Source organism: Flammeovirga yaeyamensis (genome assembly GCF_018736045.1).
GTDB classification, from domain to species: Bacteria; Bacteroidota; Bacteroidia; order Cytophagales; family Flammeovirgaceae; genus Flammeovirga; species Flammeovirga yaeyamensis.
Genome location: NZ_CP076132.1, coordinates 1107629 through 1133011 on the forward strand (window position 1 = coordinate 1107629; position 25383 = coordinate 1133011).

Annotated in this window: 23 protein-coding genes; 16 read left to right on the top strand and 7 right to left on the bottom strand. The window is 35.2% G+C overall.

Annotation, left to right across the window (positions count from 1 at the left end; genetic code table 11):
- Positions 1-25 precede the first annotated feature (25 nt).
- The 3 genes from KMW28_RS04280 to KMW28_RS04290 all read left to right on the top strand — a co-directional run bounded on the left by KMW28_RS04280 (position 26) and on the right by KMW28_RS04290 (position 3181).
- On the top strand, positions 26-1870 hold the full coding sequence (locus KMW28_RS04280) for a M1 family metallopeptidase (protein WP_169664294.1): 1845 nt from the start codon (positions 26-28) through the stop codon (positions 1868-1870).
- A 10-nt stretch (positions 1871-1880) separates the two neighbouring features.
- Positions 1881-2192, top strand: a complete 312-nt coding sequence (locus tag KMW28_RS04285; RefSeq protein WP_169664295.1) for an FtsB family cell division protein — start codon at positions 1881-1883, stop codon at positions 2190-2192.
- Positions 2193-2338: 146 nt separating this feature from the next.
- On the top strand, positions 2339-3181 hold the full coding sequence (locus KMW28_RS04290) for a hypothetical protein (protein WP_169664296.1): 843 nt from the start codon (positions 2339-2341) through the stop codon (positions 3179-3181).
- Here the strand turns inward: KMW28_RS04290 and KMW28_RS04295 are convergent.
- Positions 3178-4365 (bottom strand): DUF6786 family protein, encoded by a 1188-nt coding sequence (locus KMW28_RS04295; RefSeq protein ID WP_169664297.1) that lies wholly within the window; start codon positions 4363-4365, stop codon positions 3178-3180. The genes KMW28_RS04290 and KMW28_RS04295 overlap by 4 nt on opposite strands.
- A 645-nt stretch (positions 4366-5010) precedes the next feature.
- Between KMW28_RS04295 and KMW28_RS04300 the strand changes: the two genes are divergently transcribed.
- From KMW28_RS04300 to KMW28_RS04350, 11 genes are all read left to right on the top strand, one after another.
- The gene (locus KMW28_RS04300) at positions 5011-5802 is read left to right on the top strand and encodes an enoyl-CoA hydratase/isomerase family protein (protein ID WP_169664298.1); all 792 of its coding nucleotides are present in this window, start codon (positions 5011-5013) and stop codon (positions 5800-5802) included.
- 9 nt (positions 5803-5811) lie between these two features.
- The gene (gene aldA, locus KMW28_RS04305; protein ID WP_169664299.1) at positions 5812-7275 is read left to right on the top strand and encodes an aldehyde dehydrogenase; all 1464 of its coding nucleotides are present in this window, start codon (positions 5812-5814) and stop codon (positions 7273-7275) included.
- 110 nt (positions 7276-7385) lie between these two features.
- Positions 7386-8534, top strand: coding sequence for an extracellular solute-binding protein (locus KMW28_RS04310; protein WP_169664300.1), 1149 nt, complete (start codon positions 7386-7388; stop codon positions 8532-8534).
- 24 nt (positions 8535-8558) lie between these two features.
- Positions 8559-9701, top strand: coding sequence for a CaiB/BaiF CoA transferase family protein (locus KMW28_RS04315; RefSeq protein ID WP_169664301.1), 1143 nt, complete (start codon positions 8559-8561; stop codon positions 9699-9701).
- 2 nt (positions 9702-9703) lie between these two features.
- Complete coding sequence (locus KMW28_RS04320; protein WP_169664302.1) at positions 9704-10843, top strand: CaiB/BaiF CoA transferase family protein; 1140 nt, start codon at positions 9704-9706, stop codon at positions 10841-10843.
- Positions 10844-11064: 221 nt separating this feature from the next.
- Positions 11065-11898 carry a hypothetical protein gene (locus tag KMW28_RS04325; protein ID WP_169664303.1) on the top strand — a complete coding sequence of 278 codons (834 nt, stop codon included), beginning with the start codon at positions 11065-11067 and terminating at the stop codon, positions 11896-11898.
- Positions 11899-12005: 107 nt separating this feature from the next.
- Entirely contained in the window at positions 12006-12659 is a 654-nt protein-coding gene (tenA, locus tag KMW28_RS04330; protein WP_169664304.1) for a thiaminase II, read from the top strand.
- Positions 12647-13462 (top strand): bifunctional hydroxymethylpyrimidine kinase/phosphomethylpyrimidine kinase, encoded by an 816-nt coding sequence (gene thiD / locus KMW28_RS04335; RefSeq protein WP_169664305.1) that lies wholly within the window; start codon positions 12647-12649, stop codon positions 13460-13462. Before tenA ends, thiD begins: the two co-directional genes overlap by 13 nt.
- A 54-nt stretch (positions 13463-13516) precedes the next feature.
- Positions 13517-14017, top strand: a complete 501-nt coding sequence (locus KMW28_RS04340; protein WP_169664306.1) for a lysozyme inhibitor LprI family protein — start codon at positions 13517-13519, stop codon at positions 14015-14017.
- Positions 14018-14089: 72 nt separating this feature from the next.
- Entirely contained in the window at positions 14090-15622 is a 1533-nt protein-coding gene (locus tag KMW28_RS04345; protein ID WP_169664307.1) for a YARHG domain-containing protein, read from the top strand.
- A 55-nt stretch (positions 15623-15677) separates the two neighbouring features.
- Positions 15678-16229: a DUF2306 domain-containing protein gene (locus KMW28_RS04350; protein WP_183363903.1), complete on the top strand. Its 552-nt coding sequence runs from the start codon at positions 15678-15680 to the stop codon at positions 16227-16229.
- Between the two features lie 73 nt (positions 16230-16302).
- On the opposite strand, the gene KMW28_RS04355 is transcribed toward KMW28_RS04350, so the two are convergent.
- On the bottom strand, positions 16303-17553 hold the full coding sequence (locus tag KMW28_RS04355) for a bile acid:sodium symporter family protein (protein WP_240972754.1): 1251 nt from the start codon (positions 17551-17553) through the stop codon (positions 16303-16305).
- 213 nt (positions 17554-17766) lie between these two features.
- Here KMW28_RS04355 and KMW28_RS04360 point away from each other — a divergent pair, with 213 nt between their 5' ends.
- Together KMW28_RS04360 and KMW28_RS04365 are read left to right on the top strand one after the other, a co-directional pair.
- The gene (locus KMW28_RS04360) at positions 17767-18252 is read left to right on the top strand and encodes a hypothetical protein (RefSeq protein WP_169664309.1); all 486 of its coding nucleotides are present in this window, start codon (positions 17767-17769) and stop codon (positions 18250-18252) included.
- A 1-nt stretch (position 18253) separates the two neighbouring features.
- Positions 18254-18742 carry a helix-turn-helix transcriptional regulator gene (locus KMW28_RS04365; protein ID WP_169664310.1) on the top strand — a complete coding sequence of 163 codons (489 nt, stop codon included), beginning with the start codon at positions 18254-18256 and terminating at the stop codon, positions 18740-18742.
- 72 nt (positions 18743-18814) lie between these two features.
- On the opposite strand, the gene eno is transcribed toward KMW28_RS04365, so the two are convergent.
- From eno to KMW28_RS04390, 5 genes are all read right to left on the bottom strand, one after another.
- Entirely contained in the window at positions 18815-20110 is a 1296-nt protein-coding gene (gene eno, locus KMW28_RS04370; RefSeq protein WP_169664311.1) for a phosphopyruvate hydratase, read from the bottom strand.
- Entirely contained in the window at positions 20100-21101 is a 1002-nt protein-coding gene (locus KMW28_RS04375) for a phosphotransferase family protein (protein WP_169664312.1), read from the bottom strand. The genes eno and KMW28_RS04375 overlap by 11 nt, the downstream gene beginning before the upstream one ends.
- A 3-nt stretch (positions 21102-21104) precedes the next feature.
- Positions 21105-22577, bottom strand: a complete 1473-nt coding sequence (locus KMW28_RS04380; protein ID WP_169664313.1) for an aldehyde dehydrogenase family protein — start codon at positions 22575-22577, stop codon at positions 21105-21107.
- 457 nt (positions 22578-23034) lie between these two features.
- Positions 23035-24261, bottom strand: coding sequence for a hypothetical protein (locus KMW28_RS04385; protein ID WP_169664314.1), 1227 nt, complete (start codon positions 24259-24261; stop codon positions 23035-23037).
- 140 nt (positions 24262-24401) lie between these two features.
- Complete coding sequence (locus KMW28_RS04390) at positions 24402-24965, bottom strand: YceI family protein (protein WP_169664315.1); 564 nt, start codon at positions 24963-24965, stop codon at positions 24402-24404.
- Positions 24966-25383: the final 418 nt, after the last annotated feature.

Below are 25383 nucleotides of genomic sequence, written 5' to 3' on the forward strand. Positions count from 1 at the left end.
AAGTATTAAAGAGGAACTTTCTTCCATGAGACAATTTTTTTTAACCGTTATTGGATGCATTTTTAGTTTCGTTGTTTATGGACAAGCCGATCGTTGGCAGCAACAGGCAAACTACAAAATGAATGTAGATCTTGATGTGGATACACATAAGTATTCGGGTATTCAAGAACTAGAGTATTTTAATAATTCACCAGATACGCTTACGCATGTATATTATCATTTATACATGAATGCCTTCCAGCCAGGTAGTATGATGGATGTGAGATCGCGTACTATCGATGATCCAGATCCAAGGGTAAGAGATCGTATCTCTAAACTAACTCCTGATGAGATCGGTTACCTAAAAGTGAATTCACTAAAACAAAACGGAAAGCCTCTTAAATATAAAACAGTTGGTACTATACTGGAAGTAGAACTATCAAAGCCAATTTTACCAAAATCTAAGGTGAAATTCAATATGCAGTTTGATGGTCAGGTACCTATTCAAATTCGTCGTAATGGACGTGATAACAAAGAAGGAGTGGCCTACTCAATGGCACAGTGGTATCCTAAATTAGCAGAATACGATTATGAAGGATGGCATCCAGATCCATATGTAGGACGTGAATTCTATGGTGTTTGGGGTAATTTTGATGTGAAGTTAACTTTAGATGCTAAATACGTTGTAGCTTCTACAGGCTATATCCAAAACGCTGAAGAAGTAGGTCATGGATACGGCGGATTCAAAAAAGGAAAACCTAAGAATGGAAAATTGACTTGGCATTTCAAAGCCCCAAAAGTACACGATTTTACATTCGCAGCAGATCCAGATTACAATCACAAAATTGTTCCTATGGAGAATGGACCTGAGTTACATTTCTTCTGGAAAAAGAATCAAGGTATTGATGAGAACTGGGAGAAATTACCAGATTACTTAATTAAAGCCATTGAATATACTAACGAAAGAGTGGGGAAATATCCATACAAAGTTTACAATGTAGTCCAAGGTGGCGACGGTGGAATGGAGTATGGAATGCTTACTTTAATCACGGGTAAAAGAAATCTAAATAGCTTAGTGGGTGTAACTATTCATGAAATGTTACACAGTTGGTTCCAATTTGTATTAGCATCCAACGAAAGCCTATATGCTTGGATGGATGAAGGTTTTAATAGTTACATCGGTAATGAGATAGAAAGATATGTGAACGGTAAAGAAAACGCTCACGCTAGCTCTTATAATTCTTATTTCTATGTGGTGAAACGTGGTATCGAAGAGCCTTTGATGACTCATGCAGATCACTTTGAACTAAACTCGGCTTATTCTATTGCAGCGTATTCTAAAGGTGCCGTGTACTTACATCAGTTAAGTTACATTATGGGACAAAAAACATTTGATAAGGCATTCAAAAGATATTATGAAGAATGGAAGTTCAAACATCCTAATGTACACGACTTCATTCGAGTAATGGAAAAAGAATCGGGAATGCAACTTCAGTGGTACAAAGAGTATTTTACTTATACGACCAAAACAATTGATTATGGCGTGAAAAACACTTTCGTTGAAGGAGATACAACTTATGTTACTCTGGAAAGAATCGGAAAAATGCCAATGCCAATGGAAGTTCAAGTTACTTTTGATAATGGCGATCAGACGACATATTATATGCCGCTTCGTATCATGAGAGGTGCCAAAGAAAAAGAAATTGAAGGGAATTGGGTACAATTGGAAGATTGGCCTTGGACTCACCCAGTGTATACCATTGCAGTTCCAACAAAAGGTATTAAATTGAAGAAAGTTGAAATTGATCCTTCAATGAAAGTGGCAGATGTTGATCGAAGTAATAATACTTTCGAGGTCAATTATGTCATAGAAAAAGGAGCAGGTTTATAATTTGATAAAAATGGCGATAACATCATCAAATAGTCCTTGGGTAAAGTATTTTAAGAATTTCTACATTCTAACAGGTGTAGTCTTCTTGGTATGGATGATATTTTTTGATAACGATAATTTCTTCAAACGTCATGCTCAAAAAAATAAAGAGCAAGATTTGAAAAATCAGGAACTCTACTACAAAGATGAAATCGTAGAATTAGAGTCTAAAATGAGGGAATTGAAATCTAATAATGAAGCATTAGAGAAGTTTGCAAGAGAGAAATATCTATTACACAAAAAAGGTGAAGATGTTTACGTGATTAAAGAAACCGAAGATTAAACAAACGAAGGAAAAAATTCGTTTAATAATATGTTGGTGGTTCATTCATGACCGCGAATCACCAATTTAAGCCAGTATTGTTTTACAATGCTGGCTTTCTTTTTAAATTAAGAGATCTAAAGCACTTCAAACGGTATACATCTAAAATGTCTAAAGTAAATAAAGCTATATTGATAGGTCAGTTAGTGATTAATCTTCCGGTATTAATTCTAATCTTGGTGATGCCTACTCTTATAGTACATTTATCAAATAGCGTCATTTACTTTTTCTTGAGTCTTGTTTTCGGGATTATTAGTGCTTGGTTGTATTGGGCAATGTCTACTCCTAGATGGAAACTTTGGGCCTTTAAATATGTTGGGGTAGAAAATAGTTTTTATCTAAATGAACAGGCAAAATTAAGATATTTGACTTGGTCCAATAGAGGTTTCCTAGAGTTTAGAAACAAGCGATTAACAGAAGAATTAAAAAAGTTTGAGAAGGAAAGTGCCGAATACGAACAAATCGAAAAAATAAAAATAGACTTATCAACAGGAGATTCATTAAGCTACAAATTCAATAAGAAAAGTATTTATGTAGAATTTATAGTAAGGTGCTTTCTTTTATTTGTTGGTAGCTATATGTTATCGCTCGATACTTGGGTTTTAGGATGTATACTGTTATTGATTGCCTTGTTTTATGGAAATCACTTTAAGGTGCTTCGACCAGTAGTTAAAAACGAAATAGGTCTAACCATCAATGAAAGATGGATTTATATTAGTTATCCAAGTAAGAGAATTATCGATTGGAATGATGCAAAAGCGTATTCAATAAATACAGAAACCATGGAATTAACGATAGAGTATTTCCATGATGGAATGCTAGAGTCAATTGATATTAAACTTGCTGTTTTTGATATCAGAGATATCAATATGTTTGCAAAACAATTGAATATTATGCTCGAAAGGCGTCAGTATAAAGACGGTAATCAATATCCATTTTCTGATAATTAATTAAAAGGTGCATCAAATAAGCTTACTCCTAATAATTGTTCTGCTATAGGGGTTAACTCTTCTTTTGAGCCTTCGAAATGATATACAGACTGTTTATGCTGAAGTTCTTCTCCAGGTTGTAACTCTTTGGCTGCAGAGAATGATTCAAATTCGTAGAAAGGCCAGTCGCGATCCAATGGTAAATTGATTTCTCCGTTGAAAATATTCATCACATCACCATCGTAGTTGTTTTCTTTTCCCCATTCAGAATTTACATAAAGTAGGTTAGGGTCTGAGTCAAAAGAATAAACGACAATGTTCAATAAATTCATTTCGGGCGAATAGCTTCCCATAATTGGTCGGATATGCTTTTGAGGTAATCCCATTTTATTTAGATAACCCGCATCCACCTTATAAAAAGCCACACCTTTTTTTATCATTACACGACCGGTCTGATCGGTGAAATAATTTGTAACAGTATCTAGTTCAGAGGAATTTGTCGGAACAATTGCCCATTGCTTTTCGGACGGATGAAAACAGCCCAATATCCATATTGGAAGTAAACCAGTATCCTTACTCCAAGTGGTATTTCCTGTATTTTTGATGATGGTATTCGTTTCAAACCCAATTGATTTTTTATCACCATTTTGAAGTTGAATCCCTAAGTTTTTCTCTATGGTTTTAACATCAAATAGTTCGATACTTCTTGAAGCATGAATAGTAAAACTCGTTCCGTAAGCATTTTCTATCACCATATCATTTGATGCTATCACTTGCTTATTTGACGTTTCATCAGTATTAAATTTTAGAGTATCTAGATCAGCACTTACTTTCATATTTTCTCCCACCTGTTCTACATTGGGAGGAAAGAAAATTGAAAAATCGCCCACCTCAGGACCAAACCACATTCTCGATTCCCCACCGGCTTTTGATAGTTGCTGATCTGCTTTTCCTACTTTAAACAGCTTCTGATTATAATACCCTAAACTTCTTCCGTTTTCGCCATCTAAAGAAGTAGTAAACACTCTTCCTTGCCAAGAAGGTGATACCGCCATTAAAGCCTCTCCTTTCTTGAGGACGGTAAGGTCATCCACATATTGACGAAGAAAATCTACATCATCCTGAAAAGAAGTAAATTCTTTTTGAGGTGACTGACAACTAAAAAGTAAAGTGAATAATAGAGAAGGTAGAATTAGTTTGTTCATTTCGTTTGCTTTAATGTTTCTGTAAATCTAATAAAATACTAGGAAACATATAGTCGTTTACTGGTGATAAAATACAGACTATTCATGTGTGTTTATAAATTATAAGTATAGTAATCTGAAATTTAGTATGTGTTCTTGTCTCATTTGTACTGTATTTTATCAAGCAGTTGTTTTGGAATAAAAGCTTCATTTAAATTAGAAAAAGAAGATAAAACAACTCTAATTGATGATGGAAAAGCAATCCTATTGAGATGAATAATATCAATAGAAAATTGACAATAGAATTCTGGAGGAATAGAGTGATTTTTATTTTTTGATTTGAAATATCAGTTTAAATAAGAAGCAAACCTTTCAATTTATTTAAACACAAGAGCATTGCAGTTCTAGATTTTATATAGACAATAGATGGTATGATGTTGATTTACTAGGTATTAAGTGAAAGTATTCTTTTGTTGAAGTTGAGTTTTTCAACATTTTGATGAAAACCGAAATGTTTAACTGTCTATGTTTACTATGAAGCAGACCATAGTGATGAATACAATCAGAAGTATAGACATATTATAGACAATCCTTTTTAGGGGTGTCAATTGTTTGAAGTTCCTACACTTAACGTGGATATTCGAATTGAATAAAACATACTTTGAAATGAATATTACGACGAACTTAAACCATTTTATTACACTTCAGATCATCAATAGAGTAGGTTACATTTTAATCGATAGACCGAAAGCAAATTGTTATGATATCCACTTTATGAAGCAGCTCATTTCTTGTTTAAAAGAAGCAGAGCAAAATTCAGAAGTAAAAGTGATTGTGATAAAAAGTGCTTTGGACAAATTTTTCTGTGCTGGGGCTGATGTCAAAGTTTTTCAGGCGAACACAACAGAAGAAAATAAGTTGATGGTGGATCATGCAAAACTATCGGCCCAACTTATTTCTGAGAGCAAAAAGGTAACAATTGCAGCTATTAATGGACATGCTTTAGGAGGTGGATTGGAATTAGCGATGGCCTGCGATTTACGCCTGGCAAAAGAAGGGAATTATTTGTTAGGTCTACCCGAAATAAAACTTGGATTAATGCCCGGCAATGGAGGATCACAGAGACTAATTCGATTAATCGGTAAAAGTAAAGCCTTGGAAATGTTGGTTACCGGAGATCCTGTTCAGCCTGAAGAAGCATTAAGGGTAGGTTTAGTCAATCATTTGTTTACGCAAGAAACCTTCGAAAATGAGGTGATTGCATTTGCTGAAAAATTATCAAAAGGTCCTTCTATGGCGATTACGGCCTCAAAAGAAAGCGTTTATAAAGGGTTAGAACTTTCAATGGAAGAAGGGTTGAAATTAGAAAGCCAACTGGTCGATCAACTTTATGAAACAGAAGATGCGAAAGAAGGAAATTTAGCTTTCGTTGAAAAGAGAGAACCAAATTTTAGATAAAGCAACAATATGAACACGACAACAACACAAGACATAAAAGTATACCCATGTTACATCAATGGTGAATGGGTAGAAACTAAAAAAGGAGAGTATATAGATGTAGAAAATCCAGCCAATAATCAGGTATTTGCAAGAGTGTATTGCAGTACGGAAACGGAAGTGCAATTGGCATTGGAAAGTGCTGATAAAGCACAATTTGCTTGGCAAATGCTTCCGGCAAACGATAGAGCAAATTACTTATATGCAATTTCTGAAAAGTTAAACGAGGAAAGAGATCATTTTGCTCGTTTATTGGTGATGGAACAAGGGAAAACATTGGCAGAAGCGTATGGAGAAGTAGATGATACCATCCGATATATCAATTACTCGGCAGAAGCAGGAAGAAGAATAGAAGGAAGTATTTTTCCCTCTGATATGTCCAACGAACAACTCAGTATTCATAAAGTACCTTATGGAGTGACTGTCGGTTTAATGGCATTTAATTATCCGTTAGCACTCATAGGTAGAAAGATTGGTCCAGCTTTAATTACTGGAAATACCATGGTGATAAAGCCTTCTGAGTTAACACCAATTACAGCCTCTGAATTTTGTCGTTTGGTACATGAAGCAGGTTTACCTAAAGGGGTAATTAGTATGGTGATGGGTTGGGGGCATACCGTAGGCACTCAACTTATCGAAAGCCCAATTACCAAACTCGTTTCTATGACAGGAAGCACAAGAGCAGGGCAAGCGATTTATAAAACAGCTTCTCAAAATGTAGCAGGTCTTGTATTAGAATTAGGAGGAAAGGCACCTTTTATTGTAATGGAAGATGCTGAAATTGATAAAGCCGTAGAGGCTGCTGTGGTCTCAAGATATGCCAATTGTGGACAAGTGTGTATTTGTAACGAAATGCTTTTCGTTCATGAAAAAATAGCCGATGAATTTACAGAGAAAGTCATTGAACGAACCAAACAAATTACGGTGGGAGATCCAATGACTCAGGTAAATATGGGACCAAATGTGAGCACGAAAGGTTTATCAAGAGTACACGATTTAGTGATGGAAAATATCTCTCAAGGAGCCGAATTGGTATTAGGAGGGAAACGACCAGAAGGGAGGTATTTTGAAGAAGGAAACTGGTACGATCCGACTATTCTGACCAATGTAAAAAGTGATGATGCGACCCTAAGGAATGAATTGTTTGGACCTGTTCTTCCTATCATGAAAGTGTCGGGATATGAAGAAGCAAAATCTTTATTAAACGATAGAGAAGAAGGATTATCGGCTTACTTGTTTACCCAAAACCATAAAACGATAATGAAGTCGATCAATGAGTTTCAAGTAGGTACCATTTTCATCAACAAAGGTATTGTAGGCTACATACAAGGTTTCCACTCTGGACATAAAACAAGTGGCATTGGAGGAGAAGACGGTATCTATGGTATCGAACAATATCTCCAAAAGAGAGCCATCTACTTGAACTACGAATAATCTATGAGCATTACTTTGGCTTCTGTCTGTACGGACGTTGCACTGCAACGTCCCACAAACTATTAACAAAAAAGATTGACATCAATACAATCATTAAAAAACAGCAAACAATGATACAATTAAAAGGCATCACATGGAATCACTCTAGAGGATTTACCTCTATTGTAGCCTGTGCACAACGATTTTCGGAACTCTACCCAGAGGTAGATATTCAATGGGAAAAACGATCGTTACAAGCTTTCGCCGACGAACCTATTGATCAATTAGCCGAGCGATTTGACTTCTTAATTATCGATCATCCTTGGGCAGGTTTTGCTGCTCGAACAAAAGTGATTCAACCCTTAAATACATTACTTTCAGAAGCTTTTTTAAAGGATCAAGAAGTGAATAGTGTAGGTCGATCTCACGAAAGTTACAGCTACGATAATCAGCAATGGGCATTGGCAATAGATGCTGCCACTCCAGTAGCTGCAAGTCGTCCCGATTTATTTGAGAAAGAAGGATTGAAGTTTCCTCAAACATGGGATGATCTTGTGGAATTATCAAAAACTGGAAAAGTAGCAATACCAGGTATTCCACAAGATACCTTGATGAGTTTCTATATGATTTGCTCGACTTTGGGAGAAGATGTTTGTACATCAAAAGAGCAAGTGATATCAGAAAAGATAGGATTGCAAGCCCTTAAAATGTTAAGAGCATTGGGAGAGAATATCAAAGAGGAAAGTTACGATTGGAATCCTATTAAAGTGTACGAGGCGATGACACTAACAGACGATTATGTGTATTCTCCTTTTGCTTATGGATATACCAATTATTCAAGAAGAGGATATGCTAGAAAGCACCTCAAGTTTCATGATATGGTCGCTATCGATGGTCAGAAATTGATATCTACTTTGGGTGGAACAGGTTTGGCCATTTCTTCAAAATGCAAAGCATCTGAATGGGCAAGTAAGTTTGCTGAATTTGCCGCATGTCCAGAAAATCAAAAAGGTATTTTCTTTGATAATGGTGGGCAACCCGGACATCGCACTGCGTGGGAAGATGACTACACTAATCAACAAACAGATCAATTTTTTAAAGCAACATTACCAGCTTTAGATAGAGCATTTTTACGTCCTCGATATCATGGACATATGTACTTCCAAGATCGTGCAGGAGCACCTATTCGAGAATACATGATGCATGGTGGAGACGAAGTAAAATTGCTACAACACCTAAATGATATCTACGAAGAATCATTATGTGTCACAAACGATTAGAACACTCATAACTTTAATTACGACATGCTTCCATTAGAGGGAATTTTAGTATTGGAATTCTGTCAGTTTATGGCAGGTCCATCAGCAGGTTTAAAACTTGCAGATTTAGGAGCTCGAGTGATAAAAATCGAGCGACCTAAACATGGGGAAGGAGGCCGACAAATTGCAATTAAGAATCTTTTTGTGGATAACAGTAGCTTGGTTTTTCATACTGTTAACCGCAATAAAGAATCTTATGCAGCAAATTTAAAAGATGCTGACGACTTAGAAAAAGTAAAGAAATTAATCCAACAAGCCGATGTGATGACACACAATTTCCGTCCTGGTGTAATGGAGAAAATTGGCTTAGACTACAAAACTGTTAAGGAGCTGAATCCTAAAATGATTTATGCTTCTGTGACAGGCTACGGAACTATTGGTCCTTGGGTCAAAAAGCCGGGACAAGATTTATTGGCTCAAAGTATTTCTGGTTTGACTCACCTCACAGGTGATAAAGATGATGCCCCTACACCAATGGGTTTAGCGGTAGCCGATATCTTTTGTGGTACACATCTTACACAAGGAATTTTAGCTGCTTTGGTCAGTAGAGGGAAGTCTGGAAAAGGAGCTTTAGTAGAGGTGAGCTTATTGGAATCTATGTTAGATTTTCAGTTTGAAGTAATCACTACTTATTTAAACGGTGGAAAAGACAAGCCTGTAAGAGCAAATAAAGGCAATGCTCATGCCTATTTAAGTGCTCCTTATGGAGTGTATAAAACATACGATGGATATATTGCTTTAGCCATGGGCTCGTTACTTGATTTGGGTAAAGCGTTGGGTTGTAAACCGCTTTTACGTTTCGAAAATCAAGAAGATTGGTTTACCGAACGTAATTTGATCATGAACATCATCAGAGACTTTTTGCTAGGAGAAGCATCAGAATATTGGATTGAAAAATTAGAAAAAGAAGGGATCTGGTGTGCAGAAGTTTTCAATTATGAGCAACTGATCAATCACGAAGGATATCAACTATTAAACTTCGATCAGGTACTGACTTTAACGAATGGAGAGAAAGTACACACTACAAGATGTCCAATTCAAGTGGATGATCAGAAACTATTTTCGAGGAAAGGAGCCCCAAGAGTTGGAGAGCATACCGATCAAATTTCTAAAGAATTTAATTTATAGCAATGAAGCCATTACAAGATATATTAGTGATCGATCTTAGTCAGTATTTATCGGGGCCTTGTTGCACGCTTAAATTAGCTGATTTAGGAGCGAGAGTGATCAAAATAGAAAGGCCAAATACAGGGGATTCTTGTCGATCGATGTATGTATCGAATCTTAATATGAATGGAGAATCTTCTATTTTTAGGGCAATCAATAGAAATAAAGAGAGCTTTTGTGCAGATCTGAAAAACTATTCTGATAAGAAGAAAATCTTAAAGTTAATTACCAAGGCAGATGTATTGGTGCATAATTTCAGGCCAGGTGTAATTAAGCGTTTAGGCTTGGATTATGATGCAGTAAAAGTCCTCAACCCATCTATTATTTACGGAGAAATTTCTGGATATGGAAAGGAAGGTCCATGGAAAAAGAAGCCAGGGCAAGATCTGTTAGTACAAGCGTTATCGGGGGTAACAATGTTAAGTGGTAATGCGAATAAAGGTCCTGTTCCATTAGGGTTAGCCATGGCAGATATGTTATCCGGCGGACATTTAGCACAAGGGATTTTGGCAGGGTTGGTTCAAAAAGGAAAAAGTGGAAAGGGCTGTAAAGTTTCTGTGAATATGTTGGAATCGATGTTGGATCTTCAGTTCGAAACTGTCACCACCTATTATCACGATGGAGGTCAACCTACTCAAAGAACAGAAAGTAATAACGCCCATGCGTATTTAGGTGCACCCTACGGTATTTATCAAACAGCCGATGGATATTTGGCTTTGGCGATGGGGGCTATTCCTCAGCTAGGAGAATTGTTACAATGCTTTGATTTGTTGGTGTATCAGGAAGTGAGTTCGTGGTACGATCAAAGAGATAAGATCAAGCAAACATTGGCCGATCATCTCAAAACAGAAACGACAGAACATTGGCTTTCCATTTTAGAACCTGCAGATATTTGGTGTGCCGATGTGATGGATTGGGAAAGGCTATTTGAACATGATGGTTTTAAGGTATTACAGATGCTTCAAACCGTAAAAATGTCGGATGGTTACAAGTATCAGACCACAAGATGCCCTATCAAAATTGATGGTCGATTGTTGACCTCAGAAAAAGGGTCTCCTGCATTGGGAGAAGATACTGATAAAATTGAAGATGAGTTTTTATAAGCTGATTGATATATTCATCTAATTTTCATTTATATTTTAAAAATCTCTAGAGTATCATTATTAGATCCTAGAGATTTTTTTATTCAGTATATCAAAAAGATGTTCTAGAGCAGGAATGAACAAAATTCTAAATGTGTGTGAAAAGCTTTTATCTGATTTAAAGATCAAATGTTTATTTTTAGGAATCAATTAAAGAATTGAACAACATACAAAACTTAAAAATGAGCAAACTGAAGAAAGTAAAAGCAGACTTACAATCCTTAAAAACAGATGCACAAATAGTGAATTATTGGGAACATAATCATTCGAGAGTTTTAGAAAGAATAAATAATTCAGAGAGTGATTGGGAAGAGGTTACTGATGTGATGTATCAGTTTGCAAAATCATTAAATGATAGAGAGCAATACTCTGCAGTTTATTATTTGTATAAAGTTGGTTATTTAAAAGTAGAAAATCATTTGATTCAGAGTAATGAATTAAACGAATTAAAGTATGAATTTGGAAAGGGACTACATCATAATAGAAAATATAAATATTCGAATCGTTTGTTTAATGAGTTAGGAGAAGTTGGTTTTGATATAAGTAGACTAGAAGGTTGGTGGGATCAGTCTGCGTTTGGAAGTTCCAGAGAAAAGTATTGGTACAAAGCTGAACTTTTACCTGGACTAATGACTTTATTGATTACCTTGATTTATATTTTTTTGGTGAGTAAAACAGAAGAGTTTATTATTTCGACGATCTGTTTTGTACTTCTTATGGAACTATTCGAGACATATCGTTACAAATACAAAATTTCTATTTATCTGAAAGAATACGAACATCAAAATGAAGTAAAAGAAATTGATAGGAAGATAAAAAAGAAGTTACTTCTTGAATTGTTGTTGTCATTAATTTTTTACCCTATTTATTTAATCAATCAAGATTGGCTCATCCCAGTTGTTATTGCTTTAGGGGCATATTTTCAGATCTTCAATTATTGGCTGAATGATCATTATTTACCACAATTAATTGGAGATTTAAATCGGAGAAAGCATCTATCAAAAGAAAATCAATGATTTTTGAATCACAAAAACTAAATTACATCCAAATTAGTTATCAGAAAGTGTGCTATCAAATAGTCGGTAGGCACAGCTAAACATTGTTATTACTAAATAAACTTCATATGTCTAATTGGTACGAAGAAATCAGTAGCAAAACGGATTCTATCTTAGAAGAAATCAAGAATCATTCATTTATAAAAGAATTAATGACAGGGACACTTCCGAAAGAAGTATTCTATTTTTATATCAATCAGGACACCATTTATTTATCTGAGTACAAAAAGATTTTGGCTCAAGTAGGTATAAAGTGTGATGACGAAAACGAAACTCAGTTCTTTTTAGGATCTGCAACAGGAATTATAAATGTAGAAGATGCATTGCATCAGAACTTTTTAAAAGATCAAGAAACGACGAAAGAGGCTTCGGTAACTTGCGAGTTATACATTAGTTATTTGTCGCGTATAGTGCATACCAAATCGGTAGAAGAAGGGTTGGCAGCAGTGCTTCCTTGTTTTACTATTTACAAAGATGTGGGAGATTATATATTGGCCAATCAGAGTAATAAGGGAGATAATCCATATCAGGATTGGATCAATACCTATGGTGGAGAAGCGTTTGCGAATTCAGTAAAAAAAGCCATTGATATTACGAATAAGTATGCAAGTAATGCATCTCCAGAAAGATTAGAGAAAATGAATGAGGCTTTTGAAAAGGCATCGAAGTTAGAGTGGATGTTTTGGGATAGCGCCTATAATAAAGAAGCATGGAAAATATAAAAACACCTTATCAGACGGTATTAACCATAGCAGGAAGTGATTCTGGAGGATGTGCGGGTATTCAAGCGGATATTAAAAGTATATCCGCTTGTGGAGCCTATGCTGCAAGTGTGATTACGGCAACAACAGCTCAAAATACACAAGGCGTAACCGATATTCATGCAATTCCAGTGGATCATCTCGAAAAACAATTGGAAGCGGTATTTAGTGATATTGAGTTTGATGCCATAAAAATCGGTATGCTTCATTCTTGTGAAGTGATCAATGCGATTGCATCAAAATTATCTACATACAAGGCTAAAAATATAGTACTTGATCCGGTGATGGTCGCTACCTCAGGTGATAAATTGATTACCGATGAAGCCATAGATTGTTTGAAGCAATTTTTGCCAAAAGCCACAGTGATCACTCCAAATAGAAAAGAGGCAGAAATATTAGTAGGTCATGCCATTGATAAAGACAATTGTGAGGTAACAGCTAGAGAAATTGGCACTCAGTTTAAAACTTCGGTAGTATTAAAAGGTGGTCATTTAGATCCAACGACCAACGATATGTTAGACATATTGTATGAGTATAAAACTGACCAACTTTTCGTTATCAAAAATCCTCTAATAGATACGAACAATACTCACGGAACAGGTTGTAGTCTATCGTCGAGTATCGCTACTTTTTTAGGAAAGGGAGATCAACTAGAAGAAGCGGTAAGGAAAGCTTGTCAATATGTTAATCAGTCGATCGCTAAAGGAAAAGATAAAGCCTTAGGGAGAGGGAATGGACCGATTAATCATTTTGGATTGAAGTAAAAAACGAATAATTTGCCTTTGGGATGTGGTGTCTCAAGGGCAAATTTTTAAACTATGACTAAACTTTTTAAACAACTCACCTTTCTATTCTTCATCACAATCTCTTGTTCACAAATTGAAGAAACAAATGAAGATAGTAATTCAAGTAGCAAGAGTATTGAATCAAAAAATCAATTTCAAAAAATTGATGAGAGATTTGATTGTTACAATGGATCACAATTAGAATTGAATATTTGTTCCCTCAAAGAGTTCGAATATTATGATAGTCTAATGAATAAGGTATACAATGAGTTAATAGTGAAATTAGATCATCAATCAGACATAGTTTCTCATTATGAAAATAAAAAAGAGTACAATGAACTTAAAAGTTATAAGCTTGCGATAATTGAATCTCAGAAAAATTGGATGCTTCAGAGGGAGTTAAATGCTTTGATATTGTCTAAAAAATATTCAGGAGGTACTATTGAAGTGCTGGAAATGAATAAACAGAGAATTAGTGATACCCAGGAGAGGATTCAATTTTTAGAAACATTGTATGAGTATGAAATAGAGTGAAAATTAAACAGGATTTGTATACTTTTATAACTGTATAATTCTTTAAAGATTAAATTAAAGCAAACCAACTTCATGAAAAACATTTACATACTATTATTCTTATTCTTCATCATTTCGTGTGGAGAAAAAAATAAACAAGAAACCACAACTAAACAAAAAACTGTAGAAATTAAAGAGGTAAAAGAAAAACCAACTTCTAGTCAACCATCGGAGAAAAATGAAGTAAGCCATGATCTGTTGATTGATGAGTTGTCTCTTTCAAAACTTACAAAAATTGATAGTAATTTCACTTCAGTACCCTTTTATGTAACACTAAATTCAGGTAAGTTATTTATTGTTTCGAACTGTAAAAGAGATGTAGAATATAATTTTTTTGACGGTAATTATAAATACGGGATTGCCAACGATTCATTGGATATTATTCTACCAATTACTTTTGATAAAATCTATACTCCGAATGTAACCATGTTGAATTGTTTTGAAATCAAAAATGATGATCAAGTTGGTTTATTTGATTACACAATTAATAAAGTCGTGTCACCTCAGTTTGATTTTATACTACCATCAGGATCTACAGCATCAAAAGTAGCCTATGGGTATAATTCTAAGGGATGGTTTAAGATTGAGCAAGGTGAATTTGATAAAAGTCCAGAATTGTTGGTAGGGTTTGATCCAAGTGAAATCATTGCTCAACTTAAATTCGACGCAGAAGAAACCATCGATAATTCTTTAGTAAAAAATTATTACACTTTTGAAGAAAATGATGCGAATGAAGGAAATGCAGTCTTAGTACTTCCCTCTTTTGCCGAGTATTTAAAACTGACTGACTCAAATGAATATGATGATTTTATAGCCTCTAGTGAATTAATGGATTTTGGTACCGAACATGTAGGGTATAATTTCCATACCATGAAAAAAGTAGCTAAGAATGTATTTACTTTCTTTACCACAGTACAAGAGGCAGGATTAGATGCTAGAGGATATGCAAATAAAGCAGAGAACCTAGTTACTTACAATACTCAAAGTGGTGCTTTCAATAAAGTAAAATTAGATGAATTAACTGAATATGATTATTTCTGTACCCAATCTGATTACAGATTAATAAATGATTCTATTGCTCAAAGTCTCCAAAATCAGTATGAAGGGGAATTATACAATTGGGAAACTAAATACGAGTTTTATAAAATTGATAAGGAAGGAAATATCATTTCATTAAAATCAAATAGATATTTTGACTTCACTAAATTTATCTTCATTGATGAAAGTTATTTTGAAGGTTGTTATGGATCTTATGTAAAAGATTATGATTATAAAAATGATAAGGAAGGGAATGTTTGGGTTAGAGATCATTTAACTATAGAAGACCTTGATATCATGAGGAATGAAATATTTGCCGAATACGGTTATTCTTTCAAATCAGAAAAATGGAAAAATCACTTCTCGAAATATAAATGGTATCAACCACAATTTGATAATGTCGATGATCAGCTCACTGAAATGGATAAACATAACATTAAAATTATTTTAGAAGTGAAGGAGAAGATGAAGGGAAAAGAAGAAGAGTTTACCAATTTAAGGAGAGTGATGTATGTGGCAGCTGGCTAGAAAATCATACTTTTTATTCGCTCTAATAGTCACTATTGGGGTAATAGGGTTTTCGTTGAAATATTTCACACCCAACTTTCAAAAAGGTTTCTTGATAGGGAAAGAAGATATATTCTCCTATTATCAATTTGCTCTTTATACACATATCGTATTTGCTCCAATCACTATATTATGTGCTTTATATCAAATGGTTTTCACAAAAAGTAAATTTCATTTGATAACAGGAAAAGTATATGTTTTCACCGTTTTATTTTTAGCTGCACCAAGTGGTTTAATCATGTCGTTTTATGCCATCGGAGGATTAACAGGAATAATACTATTTAGCACACTATCAATTCTCTGGTTCTTTTATACCTTGAAATCTTATGTCAGCATTCGAAATAACGACATAGTATCACATAAAAAATGGGCAATAGGAAGTTTCATATTGGCCAATTCAGCCATCCTATTAAGAGTAAATAATCTCATATTACATTACATAGATCACACCGAACCCGTATCAAATTATCTAATCGCTGGATTCTTATCATGGGTGCCTTTTTTGATTATTCATGAAATATTAGCCAACATCAAAAAGAGTCATTACTTCAAAAACTTAGTTCCTTAGTTCCTTAGTTCCTTAGTTTCTTAGTTAAAACGAGCGTCAACTTTGCTACCTGCTACCTGCTACCTGCTACCTGCTACCTGCTCTTCCACCAAGACGCCAACGTCGAACCCGTAATATTCATAATCGACCCAAACACTGCTGGAGCCAAACCAAGCGTTGCTAATTTTCCCATTTGATGTGCTAAACCAGAAGCCAATCCACCGTTTTGCATACCTACTTCAAAAGCGATGGTACGACAATCTTTTTCGTTTAAACGGAGCAGTTTACTCATTGAGTAACCAAGCACATAGCCAAGAGTGTTGTGTAGGAAACATGCGAGAATTAAGAAGAAACCGACATTCATCAGATGTTCTCTACCTGCAGCGATGATAACGATAATAATGACAGCAATTCCGATCAAAGAAACATTGGTGAGGGCATTATTAATAATGTCCTTTCTTTCTCCCCAAATTCTAACAAAAACAAGAGCAAGTAGGATGGGAGCAATCACAAAGATGAGGGTATCTAAAAGTGTACCGTATAGAAAATCGTGAAGCTGATGATCAGAATGGAAAGTATTGAGGAAAACCTTCAATAAGACAATTCCGATATAGGCAATTAATTGATATATCTTTGATTTAAAATCTTTATGATCAAAAGCGATGAGGTTGAAGATGAGTCCGGCGCAGATAGGCAAAATCACCATATTGAAAATATCTGCCATCATATTGACAAAATCGATCACAACCATTTCTGAAGCGAAAATTTTCATCATCAGAGGGGTCATGATAGGAGATAATAATGTTGCAAATGCCGTTAAAGTGACTGATAAAGCAAGATTTGCTTTAGAAATGAAGGCCATCACATTAGATGCTAATCCACTTGGTGATGAGCCAATAAGGATAATACCAGCGGCTACTTCTGAGGGAAATTGAAATAGATAAGCCAGAGAGAACCCAACGATGGGCATTATTGTAAACTGACAAACCACTCCAATGATCACTCCTTTAGGCATTTTCAAAACACCAGAAAAGTCTTTCAAACTCATCTGAGACCCCATTCCAAACATGATAATTTGAATTAAAGGGACGATTAATCTTTTTGTATTGAACTCGCCTATATTAGTGAAATACTGAGGATATGCCAACGAGGCAATCACTCCACTTAATATCCAAAATGAAAACGAAAAGCCTCCAAAACGCTTGGATTGCTTAGTGCCTACGGCCATTATTGCGATGCCACCTATTAATAATAGTGCTGCTTGATCTATAAATTCGGTAAATGAATATAACAGAATTGCTCCTGCTATAGATAAAATTGAAGTTGCAGTAAAGTATTTATTCATTTCAAAAAGTGTTGTTGAAGTAGTAGTGTAAATATAATTAAGTTTTTGGTATTTTGGTTGACCAATTTAATGTTTGTGATTGATTTTTGTATTTTTTAATTTCAATTGACTAAAGTTGAATTTAATATTGAAACTATACTTTGTGATCGTATATTGATATATTATTTTCAATAAATTATATAAAAATGATAACTTTTTAGTATTTTTGCTTAAATGATTTATATTTTAGATAAACTGAATAAACAATTAATACCCTCAGAAATTCAGTCTCTTAATGCTCATAATATTCCACTTAAAAAAGATGGTTGGAATTTTAATTGGAAGGATTTATCAAAAATTGGAAAGGTCTTTATTCTTAAGGTAAAAGATGAATCAATCTCTAAAATAGAGGGAGCTATTTGTTTGCGAATTGAAAACAAAATGTTAATCATGGAAGCTCTTGAAATCGCACCTGAAAATATCGGAAAAGTGAATAAAAGATATGATTATGTTGCTGGATGTTTGATAGCTTTTGCTTGTAGAGAAAGTTTTAAGATCGAAGGTGATTACAAAGGGTTTCTAACCTTTACTTCTAAGACGAAGCTTATTCATTGGTATATGAGTAGGTATGGTGCTGAGGTAGCTTTAGGCAATAGAATGTTTATAGATTGGGAGGCTGGGGAAAAATTAATTAAAGAATACTTAAAAAGATCTAAATAATATGAAAAAGAAAATAGAAGAACCTAATGAAAGCACACTAACTCAATCAATGGATGTTGGAACAGAGGGGTTTAATGAGTTTCAAGCGATTTTACTCAAAAAGGCTCAGGCTAGAAATAGTGAACAAAGAATGAATATTGAATTACTCAATATTAAATACCAAATGGAAGACTATCTAGCATCTAATGATAATGATATAATACCTGTGGGTAACTTTCTGAAAATCATTTTGAAAACCTTGAAAATCAAGCAAAAACAATTTGCAGAATATGTTGGATTAAAACCTTCGAATCTAAGTAAATTAATAAGTGGTGAACGTCCAGTAAACTATGACTTAGCACTAATTTTTGGCAAAATTTTTAATCATAGCCCTATGTTATGGATTGAAATACAAGCCAAAAACGAACTAGAGAAACTTAGAAGAACATCTCAAAACAAATATTCATCATATTCAATTAACGATCTAGTTGAATACAAAAAAGTGATTTAAGGTATATCCTCTTAAATAAAAAAGGTCCGAGCACAAAAAGTACCCGAACCTCTTACCTTTTACTTCTTACTTTTAAACCGTTTCTTTAGCAAAAATTCTATCATAAATCTTACCACCAATAAACGCTGCTTTATCACCAAGTTTACGTTGGATTCTAAGATTTTCGTTCCATTTTACCATACGTTCACTTCTTGCAAAGGAACCTACTTTTAGCTGACCAGCATTGGTGGCAACAGCAAGATGAGATATGAATGCATCTTCTGTTTCGCCAGATCGAGCAGAAACTACCGGAAGCCAACCAGCATTTTGCGTCAGTTCAATCGCTTTAAGTGTCTCGGAAACCGAACCAATTTGATTCAGCTTGATAAGTACCGAATTGGCCAAACCTTTGTCGATTCCTTCTTTTATACGTTTGATGTTTGTAGTGAATAAATCGTCACCAATAATCTGTACACGATCTCCGAATTCATCGGTGAATTTTTTCCAATAATCGAAGGCTGTATCTGCGAAAGGATCTTCGATAGATACAATCGGATACTTTTCACACCAAAGCTTCATCATATCGTAGAATTCGTCTGGGGTGAGTTTTCTATCTTCTAATCGTAAGTGATAGTTTTCTCCATCGAACAAGTCGCTTGCGGCTATATCAAGTGATATGGCAACGTCTCTTCCTGCCTCGTAACCTGCTCTTTTGATAGCCTCCATAAACACCTCAAATGGTTCTTCATTATCAATGTAATCTGGCCACCAGCCACCTTCATCAGCAATACCTACGCATTTCCCTTTTTCTTTCATCACCTCACCAGCAGCGTGATAGATATTGTGCGTCATTTCAAGGGTTTCTTCATATGTTTTTGCACCAACAGCAATGACCAAGAAATCCTGAATATCAGTTGCCCAATCGGCGTGTGCCCCACCTCCTAAAATTTGAATTTCGTTAAGTGGAATCAGATAGCCTTTTCCATTACCTAAATACTCAAAAAGAGGAATGTTTTTCGCTTTAGCAGCTGCATAAGCCACAGCCATTGATGTACCTAAAATGGCATTGGCTCCTAATCTCGATTTGTTTGGAGTGCCATCTAATGCAATCATTTTCTGATCGATTGCTTCTTGTTCGAAGACCGACTGACCGATAATAGCATTGGCGATTTCTCCTCGAACATTTTCAATGGCTTTATAGACCGATTTACCTCTGAATTTTGATTTATCACCATCTCTCAACTCCCAAGCTTCGAACTGTCCAGTTGATGCACCCGAAGGCACCAATCCACGCCCAGTTGTTCCATCTTCTAAAGTGACTTCGACTTCTAGAGTTGGATACCCTCTAGAGTCGTATATCTGATAGGCATCTATGTGTTTAATATTCATATTTTAGTTGCGTTGTTTTGTTCCAAAGTGATATAAACTCGTCTAATTTTTTGATCTCCTTAGGAAGAGTTTCATAAACAAATGATCGTATTATTTCCTGTTGATCTGTATTTAAATATTCAACAGGCGATTTTCCATCCACTCTTGCTAACATCAATAATAAAAGAAGATGAATGCTTTGTCGTTCCAAGTGATCCACAGGAAATGAAGTGGCTTTTTCCTTATAGGCAGTAAAAAACTGTGTTGCCAAATGCATTAATTGATGTGATTTTTCAGGCATCAAGAGTCCTTTGAGCGTAAAGTGATTGATCAAGAAAGCAAGATCGAATACGGGGTCTCCATACCAAGCGACTTCACAATCTAAAACCACTAATCGATGGGGGGAAACCATGATGTTCTTAGGACTGAAATCGCCATGAACAAGACACTTATGAGTCTTATTTAAACGTAATGCTTCCTCATTAAAATAATGAGCAATTTTAGGATGTTTTTTAGCAGTACTTAATAAATAAGGATCGAGTCTAAGCTCAAAGAAATTCTGTGTTGTATCAAACTGTTTTGCTAACGCTTCATTATCAAATGAGGTGTTGTGAATGATTCCTAGAATATGACCTGCTTCTCTTGCATAGGCATTATTACATGTTCCCGCGAGCAGTTCTTTTTTCCAATTTTCAAAATCACCTTCAATCATCTCCATACAGAAAAAGTGATGTTCTTTATCTTGGTAAATGATTTTTGGGACAGCATCAGGTAGTAGGCTGCCGACGTATTTTAGGTACTCCTGTTCCGTAACGTTTCTACCAATATCAGCAAACCAATCTTCTTTGACTTTTAGTTTCTTCAGCGCACGTTTGACAACTAAACGTTGCAGGCCATCTTCAATGAGAAGAATTTCGCAAGAGACCCCACCATTAAGTGGGGTGATCTCGACTGCATTGGTATTTATTATTCCTTGGGTTCGGAGATACTTTATTAATTCATTTTGATCCATAACTTATGCGATAGGTTCTGCAATAGTTAATCCTCTAGTATAGTCGAATAACGTTTCGATGCTGTTTACACCTCCACCGTTTCCACTTCCGTTTACTCCACCGTAAGGTAAACCGTAAGCAAAGACGTTGTGAGCATTCACCCAACTGTTGCCCGATACCATTTCTAGAGCTACTCTTTGTGCCTTTTCGGGTGATTTTGTCCAAACGCTATTGGCTAAACCATAGTCCAAACTGTTTACTTGACGGATGGCATCTTCTTCCGTTTTGAAAGTAGTGATGAAAGCCACAGGTCCGAAGATTTCTTCTTTGAAACAGATATTATCTTCTCCGCCCATCAATAATGTTGGTGGAACGTAATATCCCTCGCTTTCCATCAATTGATCGCTTCCGAGGATAAGTTTTGCTCCTTCTTTTATACCCTTCTGAATGTAATCGATGATACTGTCTTGTTGCTTTTTACTTACGACAGGTCCCATTTCACTTTCTTCCATCATCCCTGCTTTAATGACTGTTTTTTGAAGCTGTGCCTTCACTTTTTCCACAAATTTATCAGCAACATCTTCTTGTACAATCCAGCGTGTTGCCGTACAGCAAACCTGACCCGTATTTAGAGTAATTGCACCTGCTAAACCTCCAGCAGCATGATCAATATCTGCATCGTTAAATACGATTGCACCACCTTTACCGCCAAGTTCTAACTTCGCAGGTTTTAGGTTCATTCCGCAATTCTGACCAATATGTTTACCAACTGAAGATGACCCAGTAAAGGATACACATTTCACTTTCGGATGGGAAGTAATGGTCTCTCCAACTACAGATCCTCTACCCGGAACAATGTTGATAACACCTTCTGGAATACCCGCCTCTTGTGCCAAAATACCTAGATATAGCGTACTCAAAGGTGTAATTTCAGCAGGTTTAATAACTACTGTATTGCCTGCAGCCAATGCTGGCCCGATTCCCCACATACAAAGTGTTAGTGGGAAATTCCAAGGGAAGATAAACCCTACAACACCATAAGGAATACGTACTTGTTTGCCATTGATACCTTCGATTTCTAAGTTCTTTTCAAAATCTTTTTCAAGAATTAGATTAGAGAAATATCGTATACATTCGATTCCGAAAGGAACATCAAATCCTCTGGCATTATTGATGGCTTTCCCTACATCAAGTGCTTCGAGTTGTGCCAGTTCCTCAGCATCGCGTTCACATAAATCAGCAAAACGATTTAAAATTTCAGCACGCTGTTTTGGAGAGTAGTTTTTCCATTGAAGAAATGCGGCATCTGCTGCATTGATGGCATCTTCGACATCGGCAACACTACCTTGGGCAACTTTAGTGAGTACCTCCTTGTTTGCAGGATTTTCTATAGCTGATGCTTGATCAAATTCGCTTTTTTTCCATTGTCCATTGATAAATGATGGAATCGGATCTTGAGATAAAAAAGCCTTTACTTTATTCGTTAATTGGTTCATAAGTGAGTTAGGTTAAGTAATAATTCGTGTTTGATTTCTTGATACAAAATTAGACTAGAGGAGTCGGGGAGGTTAAATGCTTTATTATCTGATTTGTGTACTATATTTCCAAATCTAGGGGAGAAGTAAGGGGGAAGAGGTGAAAAAGTAAGAAGTAAGAAGTAAGAGGTAGGGACGATGAGTTTAAATTAGGAGTTAGGAGTTAGGAGTTAGGAGTTAGGAGTTAGGAGTTAGGAGTTAGGAGTTAGGAGTTGGCTAAGTTAACGCTCGTATTTTGAACTAAGGAACTAAGGAACTAAGGAACTAAGAGGGCATGTTAATTTAACGAGAGAGAGGTGGTGCAACCCCTCGTTACATGGACTATTAGTAAGGAGTTAGCCTAAAACAAAAAAGGTGACCTCAAATTAAATTGAGATCACCTCTTCTTTATATATATAGCTTTTTAGAAAGCGTTGGATTAGAAGTAAAGGTTAAGACCTACTAATAAACCGTTTACGTTACCATTTTCGATACCAACGAAGTCGTTAGTCATGTCTTGGTTGAAGTAAGAAGCTTTCATCAAGATACCTTTAGTCATTTCGTAACCAGCACCGATTTCGATTTTTTGACCTTCGTATTTCTCACCGTTTTCTACTTCTAATTTAGAACCAACAGAGTTGAAACGACCTGCTAAGTAAACTTTAGATGAGATGTCGTAAGTTACGTCAAAAGTGAATTGAGAAACATCACCTTCTCTCCAACCACCAAGGTTATGCTCACCCATTAAGTGTTGGTAAGAAGCTCTAGCTTGTAAACCTTTCCAGTTGAAAGTTGCATCAACAGAGATGTTGTTTTCGTTTCTTTGTTGAAGACCCATATCACCACCGAAGTCGCCTTGGTTGAAGATTTGAGCTAATTCAGAACCTGCTCTGTTGTTTTTGAACTGTTGAGAAGAAGTACCATCTTCTAAAGCTGTAACATAACCAGCTTGAAGAGCTAATTTAGTGTCTTCGTTAAAGTTGAATACTTTGTTACCAACTAATGATAATCTTGGAAGTCTACCTTTGTCTTGTCCTTGAGGAACTACTGAGTTACCAAACTTAGAAGCGAAGTCATGAAGACCGAACATTAAGAATGATTCTTTGTCGTTAGCGAAGAAGTAAGCCTCACCGAATAACGCAGTACCGAAGTCATCAATCAAAGTGTTTGAGATGAACGGGTTGTTTTTCGCGTTTGCGTTGGTAGTTCTGTAGTATTGGTTAGTCGAGAACATTGAGTTACCAATACCAGCTTTAATCATAATGTGGTTGTTTAAGAAATCAGTTGCACCTGAACCAAGACCTAAAACATCAAATTTTTGAACTTCTAAGTAACCAAAACCGAAGTAAGTATCAGTGTGATGGTGAGAAGCTAACCATACTGAAGTATGTAAGTTAACACCGTCAGCAATTCTTACTCTAAAGTCTAAGTCACCTGCAGGAAGACGGAACCAATCTGTTACTTGTGCTTCTTGGATGTCTGGAGTTGTTTCATCTCCGAAGTTTTTATAAACACCAGTTTGGTTAAGACCTTGGTAGATTAGGTTTAAACCACCACCGATTTGAACTCTTTTTGTAGTATCCGCTTCAGTAACTTTAACCGGTGCTTGAGCGAAAGCAGACATTGCGAACAATGCAGCTACGATAGATAATAAAACTTTTTTCATTGTTTGTTGCTATTTTAAAATAGGTTGTATTTTGTTGGGAGTACTTTTATCAAGAGGATAATTTCAGATAAAAACTCCAAAGAAAAATTTATGAATAGAAATTTTGCTGTTGCAAAAGTTTATGCGAAATATGGGGAGGATTAACCACCAAATACTGCAGAATAAACGATAGTTACTTCGTCGCCTGTAGTAATTGTACCAAACATTGCTGTTGGAGGTTCTACAGAATATTCTGTCATGTTAAATGTAGTTTTTCCTTCGAAAGTCACTTTAGAACCATTCACTGCAGAGTTTGCAGTTAATGTTACTTCTTTAGTAGCACCTGCAATAGTCAAGTTACCTTTAGCAGTAACTACACCGTTAGCATCTACAGTAGCAGAAGTGGATTTAAAAGTGATATTAGGATTTTTATCTTCTTTTAATGCTTTGAAGATATTTTTGTTCATTGCACTTTTTCCAGACTCAATACTTTTTACTACAAAAGTAAGATCTAATTGATCGATGGATGTAACTTTATTACCATCAGTGGCTAATTGAGCAGATCCAGAAACTTGTTTTACATCTGAATGCCAATCGTGTAAAGAAGATGTACCTTCGATTGTAATTTTACTATCGTTTGATAGTTTTTTTTGGTCTTGAGCATTTGCGAATAACGAAATGAACAAAACGAAGTTTAGCGTAATTATAGTGGATAACCCTTTCATGGATAATTGATACGTTTAGGTTTATAAGTTTATCTTAAAACAGATTTAAATATCTTTTTGTGTTTTGTTTGTGATTCAAAGATTGACACTAAAAATTGAAATCAAATACTTTTATTGTAAACAAAATCTAACAAACGCAACGCCGTTTCTTAATCATCTAAAGAAGGTTGTGATGATCAATATATTTTAGTGATGCAAGTCATTAAATCACCTATTTGAGTATAAAATCAATTTTTTGTTTAACATTCTTAATTGAAAAAATCTTCATTTGTGAATGATTATTCATTTAAAGATTAAAAGGTATTTTTGTGTTTTTTGATTATTTATAAAATATTGATATAAAATTAATTATATGGTAAATTTTCGTTGATTGATTATGAAATTTATAAAGATGATGAATGTTACTTAATTAATTGTT